Origin of the sequence: Caproicibacterium amylolyticum (assembly GCF_014467055.1) — a bacterium.
Taxonomy (GTDB): Bacteria; Bacillota; Clostridia; order Oscillospirales; family Acutalibacteraceae; genus Caproicibacterium; species Caproicibacterium amylolyticum.
In genome coordinates this window covers 170,704-183,027 of record NZ_CP060696.1, presented here as the reverse complement: position 1 = coordinate 183,027, position 12,324 = coordinate 170,704, and the positions used below count along the sequence as shown (strand labels likewise).

Genomic DNA, 12,324 nt, shown 5'->3' with positions numbered 1-12,324 from the left:
CCTCCATTTCCATCAGTGTTTTTCAAAAGCAGTGCACTCAATGTCCGGCAGGCCAAACAGTCGGCGGCGAAGCATATCCAGTGCGTTGCTTGCCGCCAGATGCCGCAGATAATCGCGGTCTTTGCGGCCGCCCTGCCCGGTCATGGTGCGCAGGTAGGTGTGCTCGCCGTCCGCCAGCGCAATCAGGATGTAGCCCACCGGCTTGCCCTCACTGGTTTTTGGGCCTGCCACACCGGTAATGCCGATGCCAAAATCCGCGCCCGCTTTCTGCCGCACACCCTGTGCCATGGCAAAAGCAGTTTCCGGGCAAACCGCACCTTTGGTGTTCAGAATCTCCTGCGGCACACCAAGCAGCATATTTTTAATTTCATTCGCGTAGGTGACCAGCCCCATGTGGAACACCTGTGAAGCCCCTGCAATGTCTGTAATGCGTTCTGCCAGCATACCGCCGGTGCAGCTTTCCGCAGTTGCCAGCATTTTTCCCTGCTTCTGCAGTTCACGCACGACCACTACTTCCAGACTTGCAACATCCGTACCGTACACAAAGTCACCCAACCGCTGCTGCACCTGTGCGGCAAGCGGCTTGCAGAGTGCCTGCGCTTCCTCTTTTGTTTTTGCCTTTGCGGTGACCCGCACATACATTTCATCTTCCAGTGCATAGGTGGCTGCTGTGGGATTGGCTCCCTGCATCAAGTCAGAAATTTTTTCCGCAGCACTGCCCTCACCGATGCCGAATGCATGAATGTTGGTACTCGAAATCGCCCCGTCTGCCCACTGAGAAAGATACGGCACCGCGTAGTTCTGCAGCATGGGCAGCAGCTCCCGCGGTGGCCCCGGCAGCATGACCAGCACTTTGCCATCCTCTGTGGTAAAGCCGCAGCCGGGAGCAGTGCCGTGGTCATTTTGAAACACCGTGCAGCCTTGCGGCAGCATTGCCTGATTCATTTGGCTCTGCCCAAACTCGCGGCCTTTGAAGTACGTCTCCAAACGCTGTTTTGTTCCTTCGTGGCAGACCAGCTTTCGTCCTGCCGCAGCTGCACAGGTCTGCTTGGTCAGGTCGTCGTCCGTTGGGCCGAGACCGCCGGTGGTCACCACAATATCACTGTGCGCAAAAGCATTTTGCAGGGTTTCTGCCAGCCGCCGGGAATTGTCGCCGACTGTGCAGGTATACCGGATGTCGAATCCCAGTGCCGCCAGCTCACGTGCCACATAGGCGGTGTCGGAATTGATGACCTGCCCCAGCAGAAGTTCTGTACCCACGCTGATAATTTCCGCTTTCATGTGCTGCCCTTCTTTTTGCTTTAAATGATGAATTGAGAGAGAAAACTCAATAAGTTGATTTTTTAGAAAATGACTGTCCTACGCAAAGTGCTTAATAATCATTGCGGAATAATTGTCATATTGCCGAAAACCGAATCTTTTGTAAAACGGAATGGTGTTCGGGTCTGACGGCACGATTTTAACGTAAAGCAAATTTTGATAACGCATCAGCAGCCGGTTCATCAATTCCGTTCCAATGTGGAATTTCTGATATTCCGGCCGTACCAATAGGTAATGAATAAACGCCACTGTTGCACCATCGTCCAACCCGCGCACTAAACCAACCAGCTTTTCGCCATCCCACGCTGAAATAACTGCAGTGGAGTTGTGCATGGCTTTTACAAGCCGTTCCGGATAGTTTGCGGATTCCCAGTGAACGGAACGAAAAAGCTCCTGCAAATCTTCTGCAGAAAATTCTTTTGTTTCCTGATAGGTAATCACCATTTTTGCTTCTACTTCCCTTTATTTTGCATGAATAATCCGCACAGAAGCAGTCTGCACACATTCTTCCACCAATGCATCCACATCCAGCAGCTGCTCCGCTTTAATCAGTGCATCTACCTGCGGACGGGTGCGGGGATGCTTCGGCGTAAAGACCGTGCAGCAGTCTTCATACGGCTCAATCGAAATGTCGAAAGTACCAATTTTGCGGGCGGTTTCCACAATGTCAATTTTGTCCGAACCAATCAGCGGGCGGAAAACCGGCATGGAAACGCAGGCATCCGTACAGCAAATGGCCGGCAGCGTCTGACTTGCTACCTGCCCAAGGCTTTCGCCGGTAACCAGTGCAAGGCACTCCTCTTTTTCAGCAATGCGCTGTGAAACACGCATCATAAAACGCCGCATCAGCAGTGTGAAAAGGTCCTCCGGGCATTTGTCGCGGATTTCCTCCTGCACGTGCGCAAACTGTATGGTAAACATGGGGATACGTCCGGCATAAGCACTCACCTGTGTCAGCAGGTCCACCACCTTCTGCTCGGCGCGTTCACTGGTGTAGGGCGGACTGGCAAAGTGCACTGCCGTCAGTTCCAAGCCGCGGCGCGCCATCTGCCACGCGGCGACCGGACTGTCGATGCCTCCGCTGATAAGGATTGCCGCTTTGCCGCCGGTGCCGACCGGAATACCGCCGGCGCCGCGCACTGGGTTGCTGTGGATATAGGTGCCGAAATCACGCACCTCCACGTACACAATCACGTCCGGCTCATGCACGTCAACGGTAAGGTTCGGGAACTGCTCCAGCAGGTATTCACCCATTTCCGCGCAGATTGCGGGGGAATTGAGCGGAAATTTTTTGTCGGAGCGTTTCGCCTCTACTTTAAAGGTCTTCGCCGCAAGCAGCTGCCGGCGCAGGTATTCCGCCGCAGCCAGCTTGATGGCTTCCATATCTTTTGGTGCAACCCCCGCGCGGGTGTAGGTAGCGATACCAAATACACGGCCAACACGGTCAGCAGCTTCGTCCAAATCCACTTCTTCCTGCGGCGTTACCGTAATAGTGGACTGGCGTGATTTGATGTCAAACGCACCGAGCGGTGCCAGCCGGCGGCGAAGATTTCGCAGAAGCGTGTCCTCAAACACACGGCGGTTTAAGCCCTTGAGCACCAGTTCCCCTAATTTAATTAAAATAATTTCTTTCATATTCTATTCCATCTCATTTGTTATTTTCTGACGAATCCGCCCATCTTATCCTCACAACTGTTAATCTCACCCTGCCTGCTGCAGAGTCTTGAGTCCCTCGCACAGCACTTCCAAAAATGCGTCACAGTCAGCCTTTGTGTTGTACCGGCAGAAACTAACGCGCAGTGCGGAATCAATCCGTTCCCGCGGCAGGTTCAGTGCGGTCAGTACATGGCTCCTTGCTCCCTTGGCGCAGGCAGAGCCGGAGGAAACGTAAACACCGTGTTCGGAAAGGAAGTTCAGCATTGTCTGCGCCTTAACCTGCCCTGCGGAAAGGTTCAGAACATAAGGCAGTGCATCCTCGCTGCTGTTAACAGTCACTTCCGGTAGCTTTGACAGCTGCGCGCGCAGATATGTGTTCAATTCGGCAATCGCCGCCCGTTCTTCCTCAACATTCGGCAGTGCCGCGCAGGCTGCGCCAAAGCCGCAGATTGCCGGCATTGCTTCGGTGCCCGGGCGCAGATCTTTTTCCTGTCCGCCGCCAAAGGTATGTGCCGCAATGTGTACACCTTTTCGTACAAACAGTACCCCTACGCCCTTGGGTCCGTGAATTTTGTGGGAACTGACTGTCATCAGGTCAACGCTGCGGCGGCCGGGGCGCAAATTTAGTTTGCCAAAAGCCTGTACCGCGTCCACGTGCAGCAGGGCAGGTGCTTTTGCACGGTCAATTGCGGCGCGTGCGTCGTCAATGGGCAGAATGCTGCCGACTTCATTGTTCACCGCCATCATACTGACCAGAATCGTTTCTTTGTTCACTGCATCAAAAAGCTGCTGCGGTGCAATGTGTCCGGTGCTGTCCGGCTGCAGATATACAACCTCAAAGCCTTGTTTTTCCAGCTGATGCATGGGTTCCAGCACGCTGGGGTGTTCAATCGCGGTGGTTACAATGCGGTTTCCGCGCTTGCGGCGTGCCTCTGCCGCGCCGAACACCGCCAGATTGTTGCTTTCCGTACCGCCGGAAGTAAAAGTGATTTCCTCCGGTTTTGCAGAAAGTGCCGCCGCCACCTGCTCACGCGAATTTATCAGCGCACGTTCCGCTGCAAAACCCAGTGCGTGCAGGGAGGATGGGTTCCCAAAATTTTCCGTCATTGTTTTCAGCACCGCGTCCGCTGCTTCCTGGCAAACGCGTGTTGTGGAAGAATTATCAAGATATATCTGCTGCAAAAAAGAAAACCTCACTTTTTTTGCGGCCTGCCGCAGCAGGTCTTTGGTAGAAACAGCGCCCCGCCAAAGCCGCACAAAGTACAGCAAAAGGCAGGGGCGTTTTTTGTGTCCGGCTATTTTTCCGTTCTTTCCGGATGGCACCGGTCATACAGATTTTGCATAAGTGTAAAAATGTTCTGAGCCGCCTTGCTCTTGTCAAACGCTTCACAGGCGCGGCGCATGGACTGCAGTTTTTCCGGACTTTCAAGCACTTCGGCAATCACCTGCGCTACGTCCGCGTGCTCGTCTAACTTCACCGCCATATGGTGATTCTGCAGAAAAGCGGCATTGTCCTCTTCCTGACCGGGGATGGCATCAAAAACAGCAAGCGGCAGGTCGCTTGCCAGCGCCTCGCTGACCGTCAGGCCGCCTGGTTTTGTGATAAGCAAGTCACTTGCATGCATAAAGTTTTCCACCTCATGCGTAAAGTAAATCAGCCGCGTTTTTTTGCCGCTGTCCTGCACCGCATTTTCAAATTCATGGTACAGCCGCTCGTTCTTGCCGGTAATAACGATCACCTGAAAATCAAGGCTAAGCGCGCACAAATCCTCGTAAATGCTGATGATGTTGGTAACACCAAAAGAACCGGCCATGAACAGCACTGTGATCTTTTCTGGATCAAGCCCGATTCTTTCCCGCAGGGCAGCTTTGTCCTTCTTTTCAAAAAATTTACCAGTCACCGGAATCCCGTAGGGATGCACAATCTCCGGCGGCACACCCATTTTCTCCATCTGCGGCACCATGTCCTCATTGCTGACAACATAGCCGTCCACATGCGGGGCAATCCACGCCTGATGCGGGCCGTAATCTGTCATAAGGCAGACCAGCGGCACTTTGTAACCCCGCTCTTTCATCTCCGAAACCATTTCCGTTGCAAACGGATGGGTACTTAAAATCACATCCGGGTGCTCGCTTTCAATCGTCGGGGCCAGCTTGCCGCTCTGCTGATAATTAATGCGGAACATCATCCCCCGCATGTTGGACTCCTTATTGGTAGCACGGTACAGTGTACCAAACGCCTTTGGCGCGCGTTTACATAAAAAACGATATCCATCACAACAGGTATGGTTCAGCAGCGGCCCAACGCACTTGAGCGCATCCAGAACCACGACCTGATTTCCAACAGAATGATTTAAAATATACGACTCCAATGCGTGCGCCGCACGCATATGACCGCCGCCCGTAGCCGCGGTCAAAATCAGTATCTTCACCCAATCGCTCCTTTTTGCATGATGTGGGGGCGTGTCTTTCGCCAAAAACCAGTATACCATACTGCCGCCGTTTTTGCTATGCACAATTTGTGCGAAATATAACGTTTTAAAAGCCAAATCAGCGGTTCTGCAGCAAACGGATGCAAAGCTGTAACTTTACATAGCGGTCCACAGATTATATAATAAATATATTAAGTGTTTTACTGCTGCCATCAAGCACCGGCAAAATCATGGAGGAACAAAGACATGCGCAATGCCCATTACAGCCACAAAAAACCGAATAAATTCAAACACCGCACAGTTGTACTTGCAACTGTGCTGATAGCTGCCGTAGCTGCAGCTGCCGTGGGCACCGGCATTCTTCTGTTCAGCCGCAATTCCAGTTCACCGGCTGCTTCATCCTCTGCCAGCGGTTCTGTAAAGAATCAAGTCTTCGGCAATGTAGAAATAGACAGCGTCTCACTCAAAGGCCTGACGCTTTCCAAAGCGCGCAGTGCGGTCGTTTCCTATGTGGAAAAGAAAGACGCCGGGCGCAGCTACACCCTAACTCACGGGAAAGACTCCTACAAGCTGGGCGGCAAGGACCTACATATTTCCTACAACATCAACGCTACCCTGCAGAAAGCGCTCAGTGAAAGCGCCGTTTCCTCTGCGGAGCAGACAAAGAAATACACTCTGACTCCAGCGGTAGACCAAAGCACGCTGAAAACCCGCCTAAGTGAGCTGACCGCGCCAGTTAACAAAGCTGCCAAGGAACCGACCATTCAATCATTTGACGGCAGTAATTTTACCTTTACAAATGGTACTCCCGGCACTACAGTCAACCTGTCTGCTCTGCTAACCGACACCGTCAAGGCTGTTACTGCGTCCGACTCGGCCTCTATTCCGATTCAAACGACCGAAACTGCCTGCAAACGCACGGCGGCAGACCTGCAGGGAAAAATCGTGAAGCTTGGCAGCTTTACTACGGAATCCCACAATACCGAAAACGGCACCTTTAACATGGCTAAAGCACTGGAAACCGTCAATGGCACCGTGCTGGAGCCGGGCGGTGTGTTCTCCTACCTCGGTATCGTTGGCAGCGCGGACAAAGACAGCGGCTACAAACTGGCCGGCGCACTGGAAAACGGCGTTTCCGTGCAGTCCTACGGCGGCGGCATTTGTCAGGGCAGCACTACCATCTACGGCGCAGCCCTGCGCTCCAACTGCAAGATTGTGGAGCGCAGCCCGCATTCCAGTCCTTCCTCTTATGTACCGATTGGGCTGGACGCTACCGTTTCCTATCCGGACCTGGATTTTAAATTTCAAAACCCAACCCAATACCCCATGTACATACAAAGCGGCGCAGACGGCACAACCATGTACTGCAATATTTACGGTTACAATGACGGCAGCTGGGATAAAATAGAAGCAGCATCCGAAGAAACCGGCTCCGTGCCGCCTCCGGCAGATGTCATTAAAGTGGATAAATCCAAGTCTGCGGGTTACCGTGAGCAGACCGTAACCGCCCTGACCGGCCACTATGCTTCCAGCAGCCGAGTGTTTTACAAAAACGGCAAAGTCGTAAAAACAGAAACAATGTCCAATTCCTATTATCCGCCGCGCGCGGCGGTCTATGTGGTCGGTGCCTCTGCTCCTGCTTCCAGCGCACCTGCGGCCAGCAAAAAGCCCGCCGCATCTTCTTCCTCAGTAGCATCCTCCTCTGCTGCATCTTCGGCTGTCAGCAGCAAGCCTGCCGCCTGATAGTGGAACAAAAAGCGAAATAGTTCAAATAAATTGTCTAAATTTCACAATTATGTGCAAAATCGGGCTGGATTTTTTTCCAGTCCGATTTTCTGCGAACAGCTTGACTTTTTCTTTAAAATCAGTAAGATATTAAATATATGCTTATTAAAATGTACCAGTGTGCGTGAAAGGAAGGGCGGATAGCCGTGTCGGATCTGATAGAGAATCCCCAAATCAGCGTTATCATCCCTGTTTATAATGTTGAGAAATATGTAGGCCAGTGCATGAACTCGCTGACACATCAAACCATTCATGTCCCCTACGAAATTATTGCTGTTAATGACGGTTCCAGTGACCATTCCCTGGAGGTGCTGCAAAAATACGCCGCCGCCGACAGCCGCGTACACATTATTGACCAGCCAAACGCCGGTGTTTCGGCGGCCCGTACCGCCGGCATGGATGCTGCCCGCGGAGAATACCTGTGCTTCATTGACGGCGACGATTATGTCGCGTCAAACTACTTGGAGCTGCTTTACCGTGCCTGCACGCTGAACGACGCGGATATCTCCTGCTGCTATTATTACTGGCACATGGTTTCAAACGATATTCTTTTTGAATATCCTTTCCGCTGCCGCGGTGTTTATGACACCGAGCAAGCTTTAAATATTCTTTTGCGCGATGTCCTCATACAATCGTTTCTTTGGTGCAAAATGTACCGTAGGGAACTTTTTGAGAAGTCCGGTGTACGCTTCCCGCATATGTGCTTTGAGGACCTTGCCATTCTGCACGAAATCTTTGCAAAGGCAAAGCGTGTCGCTGTCATTGACGAGCCACTTTACTACTACAACATGCACAGTGACAGCACCCTTGGCACGATTAATTCCAGCAAAGTCAACGACTACATCCGTGCCATCGCAATGGTTCGCATGGCGCTGGAAAAGAGTGGCGAGTACAGCCGCTTTCGGGACAGCTACCACGCACTGGCCAAAAAGACCCGCAGCAACTGCTTTTACTTCGTTTTGAAGCTGCACTCCAGCCACAAAGACCCACGCGGTCTGGTTTCTGACCTGCAGCACGTGAAGCAGGCCATTGCGTACTGCTGTGCAGACCACTTCAGCAGCGCTACCGTGCGGGAAAGTCTGTCCAACATTATTGGCAGGCATGGCCGCAGCAAAGGACTGGCCCACTAAAAATACCCACAAAAAAGCAAAGGCAGCTGCCGCCGCGCGGATTTCCGCAGGCTGCAGCGCCTTTTTTGTTTTTACTAAGGAGGACGATTATGACAGAACCGCAGACCAAACATACTGTCCCATCGGACGGGTTTTTTCGCACCGCCGCAGCTACTCCGATTATCCGTGTAGCTGACTGCAAAACAAATGGGCAGGCTGTGCTGCAGCAAATCAAGAACTGCGCCGCGCAGAATGTAGGTGCCGTTGTATTTCCGGAGCTTTGCCTAACCGGTTACACCTGCGGCGACCTCTTTCACGACCGTACCCTGCAGCAAGCGGCAGAAGCCGCACTGGCACAAATTCTGGAAGAAACACGCAGCCTTCCGATTGTTGCCGTTATCGGCGTGCCGGTACCCTGCGGTGCTTCGCTGTACAACTGCGCGGCGGTTTGCTGCGGCGGCCGTCTGCTGGGACTGACTGCAAAACGCTTTCTGCCAAATTACAGTGAATTTTACGAACGCCGCTGGTTTACGCCTGCACCGGAAATACCGCTTACCGTGACCTTTTCCGGACAACAGACTCTTTTGGGCAGCGGGATTATTTACAGCTGTGCCGAGCTTCCGGAGCTGAAAATTGGTGTAGAAATCTGCGAAGATTTATGGGTTCCGGCACCGCCAAGCATTGCTATGGCACAGGCAGGTGCCACACTGCTGCTGAACGCCTCCGCAAGTGATGAAGTAATCGGCAAGGTAGAATATCGCCGCAGTCTGGTTTGCAGTCAGAGTGCGCGGCTGTACTGCACTTACGTTTACGCGGACGCGGGTGAGGGCGAATCCACTACTGACATGGTCTTTGCCGGCCACAATTTGATTGCGGAAAACGGCACCCAGCTTGCTGCTTCCAAGCTGTTTGAGTCCGGAATCATAACTGCAGACACAGATTTGGAGCGCCTGCTGCAGGAGCGCCGCCGCGCAACTACTTGGCTGGACAGCCCGAAGCCTGCGCCTGAGGTTCCATTCTCTTTCTCCTACTCCTTTGACCGCAGCCATCTGGAACGCCGGTTTGCACGCACACCCTTTGTTCCGCAGGATACCGGCGACCTTGCTGAACGCTGCGAACGTATTCTTTCCCTGCAGGCAAACGGCCTGAAAACGCGCTTGAAGCATACCGGCATCCATGCGGCAGTCGTTGGGATTTCCGGTGGATTGGACTCTACCCTCGCGCTTTTGGTAATGGCGCGCGCGTTTGATTTGCTCGGTCTGCCCCGCAGCGGCATTACTGCTGTTTCCATGCCGGGCTTTGGCACAACCGGCCGAACCAAAAGCAACGCGGAAGGGCTTTCCCGCGCACTTGGCGTTACTTTTCGGGAAATATCCATTGGTGCCGCTGTGCATCAGCATTTTGCTGACATTGACCACGATGAAACCGTTCAGGATGTAACTTATGAAAACAGTCAGGCACGCGAACGCACACAAATTCTGATGGATATTGCCAATCAGGAAAGCGGTCTGGTGATTGGTACAGGCGACCTTTCTGAACTTGCGCTGGGCTGGGCAACCTACAACGGCGACCACATGAGTATGTACGGTGTAAATGCTTCCATCCCAAAAACGCTGGTGCGCCATCTGGTGCGTTACGCCGCCCGGTCTTTTGGTGGAGAAATCGGCCGGATCCTGCTGGACGTGCTGGATACCCCAGTCAGCCCGGAGCTGCTGCCGCCGAAAGACGGAAAAATCGCACAAAAAACCGAAGAAGTGGTCGGGCCGTATGAGCTGCACGATTACTTTTTGTATTATGTTCTGCGCTTTGGCTTTACACCGGCAAAAATTTTCCGCATGGCGGTTGACACATTTGAGGGCAGTTATTCTCCTGCCGAAATTTTCCACTGGCTGAAAAACTTCTATCACCGTTTCTTCCGTCAGCAGTTTAAGCGCAGCTGCCTACCGGACAGCCCCAAAGTGGGCAGTGTTACCCTTTCTCCACGCGGTGACTGGCGCATGCCAAGTGATGCCAGTGCACGCATTTGGATGGATGAACTGGAGCAGCTGAATTCTGAAAAGTAATTTTTCCTATAAAAAGATTCCCAGCTTTAACATTTATTATTTGCGCTTTTGCGACTTATATGCTATAATTTGTAAAAACAACACAGTTCACGCCGTTGCATCTGCTTTCTAACAGAAAGGTATACTGTAAAATGGAAAGTTACAGAAACATTATGGAAGACATGGTCGAAGAAATGTACTTGAAACTCAAAAATGACCTGGATTGCTGCCAATGCGAACGCTGCCACAATGACATAATTGCTTATGCGCTGAACCGGTTGCCGCCCCATTACGTGGTCAGCGCCGCCGGTGCACTGTATGCAAAAACCTTTCTGCTGGAAAAGCAGCACGAAATGGACATTGCCGCTGAACTTTCAAAGGCCGCTGTACTGGTTCGCCAGCACCCGCGGCATGAGCAGGAAACCTCTGCATAACAAATCCCCCTTTGGAAATGCTACTTCCAAAGGGGGATTTTTCATTATGCAAGTATCACAGCAGCAATACAAAAAAATGTATGAAAAGACTTCGCCAAACAGCAATCTGTTCGTAGACTGCCTGTGGGCTTTCTGCGTGGGCGGTGCCATCTGCGCACTGGGGCAGGCTCTCGGCAATCTGTACATGATGGTAGTACAGGATTTGCAAGTTGCGCGCACATGGGTTTCCGTAACACTGGTGGCACTGGCAGCCATCCTGACCGCATGCAAGATCTATGACAACATTGCAAAGTACGCCGGAGCCGGCACAATCGTCCCAATCACCGGCTTTGCCAACAGCATTGTTTCACCCGCCATGGAGTTTAAAAGCGAAGGACTGGTGCTGGGGCTGGGTGCAAAAATGTTCACCGTTGCCGGCCCGGTGCTGGTTTACGGCACCACCGCCAGTGTTATTTACGGCCTGATTCTGTATTTTTTCCATCTTTACTAAACAGCCGTTTCAAGGAAGGAGCAATCTGCAATGCAGCGCATTGGAAAGTATACATTACAGCTAGACCCGCCGGCCTATATTCGCGGCAGTGGGTCCTTTGCAGGCAAAAAAGAGGGTGAAGGCCCGCTGAAAGATTACTTTGATGCCACACATGACGACACCACTCTCGGTGAGGAAAGCTGGGAAAAAGCAGAAAGCAAGCTGCAGACAGAAGCCGTCAAGACCGCCATACAGAAAGCGCACCTAAAACCCGCCGACATCCAGTACATTTTTGCGGGCGACCTACTCAACCAATGCATTTCTTCCACCTACGGCCTGCGTGACCTTGACATTCCGTTTCTGGGGCAATACGGTGCCTGCTCCACGATGGCACAGGGCATGGGCATGGCCTCCGTATTTGTCAGCGGTGGGGCCGCTGAAAACGCAGTTGCTGTCACCAGCAGCCATTTCTGCTCCGCGGAGCGGCAGTTTCGCTTTCCGCTGGAATATGGCGGACAGCGCACACCAACCGCGCAGTGGACAGCGACTGCCGCGGGCGCGGTTGTCATGGGAAAGCAGCCGGGTGCCATTTCTGTACGGGAAGTCACCTTTGGCCGCATGACCGACCTCGGTGTGTCCGACGCCAACAACATGGGTGCCGCCATGGCTCCGGCCGCAGTGCGCACACTGACTGACTACTTCACAGACACAGGTGCCACCCCGCAGGACTTTGACCTGATCTTAACCGGTGACCTCGGCTACGTCGGCAGCAGCCTGCTGCGGGAAATCATGCGAAAAGCAGGGTGGGACATTGAAACCAACCATAACGACTGCGGCCTGATGATCTATAACCGCAAAGAACAGGATGTACACGCAGGCGGCTCCGGCTGCGGCTGCAGCGGCTCGGTGGTTTGCGGCTACATTTTAAAACAAATGGCACAGGGCATTTTAAAAGATGTACTGTTTACCGCGACCGGTGCGCTGATGTCGCCCACCGCTTTGCAGCAGGGAGAAAGTATTGTCGGCATTGCTCATGCAGTGCATCTGCATCTGGAAACGTAAAAACGCAGTGCCCTT

General features: G+C 52.7%; 11 protein-coding genes. 6 read left to right on the top strand and 5 right to left on the bottom strand.

Annotated features, from left to right (window positions below; genetic code table 11):
• Positions 1 to 12: 12 nt before the first annotated feature.
• The 5 genes from H6X83_RS00800 to H6X83_RS00780 all read right to left on the bottom strand — a co-directional run bounded on the left by H6X83_RS00800 (position 13) and on the right by H6X83_RS00780 (position 5,408).
• Positions 13 to 1,281, bottom strand: coding sequence for a competence/damage-inducible protein A (locus H6X83_RS00800; protein ID WP_212507305.1), 1,269 nt, complete (start codon positions 1,279 to 1,281; stop codon positions 13 to 15).
• Positions 1,282 to 1,359: 78 nt separating this feature from the next.
• Positions 1,360 to 1,764 (bottom strand): GNAT family N-acetyltransferase, encoded by a 405-nt coding sequence (locus tag H6X83_RS00795; RefSeq protein ID WP_212507304.1) that lies wholly within the window; start codon positions 1,762 to 1,764, stop codon positions 1,360 to 1,362.
• A gap of 18 nt (positions 1,765 to 1,782) precedes the next feature.
• Entirely contained in the window at positions 1,783 to 2,955 is a 1,173-nt protein-coding gene (thiI, locus tag H6X83_RS00790; RefSeq protein ID WP_212507303.1) for a tRNA uracil 4-sulfurtransferase ThiI, read from the bottom strand.
• 66 nt (positions 2,956 to 3,021) lie between these two features.
• Positions 3,022 to 4,158 carry a cysteine desulfurase family protein gene (locus H6X83_RS00785; RefSeq protein WP_246419384.1) on the bottom strand — a complete coding sequence of 379 codons (1,137 nt, stop codon included), beginning with the start codon at positions 4,156 to 4,158 and terminating at the stop codon, positions 3,022 to 3,024.
• Positions 4,159 to 4,271: 113 nt separating this feature from the next.
• The gene (locus H6X83_RS00780) at positions 4,272 to 5,408 is read right to left on the bottom strand and encodes an MGDG synthase family glycosyltransferase (protein ID WP_212507302.1); all 1,137 of its coding nucleotides are present in this window, start codon (positions 5,406 to 5,408) and stop codon (positions 4,272 to 4,274) included.
• 246 nt (positions 5,409 to 5,654) lie between these two features.
• Here H6X83_RS00780 and H6X83_RS00775 point away from each other — a divergent pair, with 246 nt between their 5' ends.
• From H6X83_RS00775 to spoVAD, 6 genes are all read left to right on the top strand, one after another.
• Positions 5,655 to 7,151: a VanW family protein gene (locus H6X83_RS00775; RefSeq protein ID WP_212507301.1), complete on the top strand. Its 1,497-nt coding sequence runs from the start codon at positions 5,655 to 5,657 to the stop codon at positions 7,149 to 7,151.
• Positions 7,152 to 7,339: 188 nt separating this feature from the next.
• Positions 7,340 to 8,323: a glycosyltransferase gene (locus H6X83_RS00770; RefSeq protein WP_212507300.1), complete on the top strand. Its 984-nt coding sequence runs from the start codon at positions 7,340 to 7,342 to the stop codon at positions 8,321 to 8,323.
• Between the two features lie 89 nt (positions 8,324 to 8,412).
• Positions 8,413 to 10,365, top strand: coding sequence for an NAD(+) synthase (locus tag H6X83_RS00765; RefSeq protein ID WP_212507299.1), 1,953 nt, complete (start codon positions 8,413 to 8,415; stop codon positions 10,363 to 10,365).
• 131 nt (positions 10,366 to 10,496) lie between these two features.
• Complete coding sequence (locus H6X83_RS00760; protein ID WP_212507298.1) at positions 10,497 to 10,778, top strand: late competence development ComFB family protein; 282 nt, start codon at positions 10,497 to 10,499, stop codon at positions 10,776 to 10,778.
• 46 nt (positions 10,779 to 10,824) lie between these two features.
• On the top strand, positions 10,825 to 11,268 hold the full coding sequence (spoVAC, locus tag H6X83_RS00755) for a stage V sporulation protein AC (RefSeq protein WP_212507297.1): 444 nt from the start codon (positions 10,825 to 10,827) through the stop codon (positions 11,266 to 11,268).
• 30 nt (positions 11,269 to 11,298) lie between these two features.
• Positions 11,299 to 12,309 carry a stage V sporulation protein AD gene (gene spoVAD, locus H6X83_RS00750; RefSeq protein ID WP_212507296.1) on the top strand — a complete coding sequence of 337 codons (1,011 nt, stop codon included), beginning with the start codon at positions 11,299 to 11,301 and terminating at the stop codon, positions 12,307 to 12,309.
• Positions 12,310 to 12,324 lie beyond the last annotated feature (15 nt).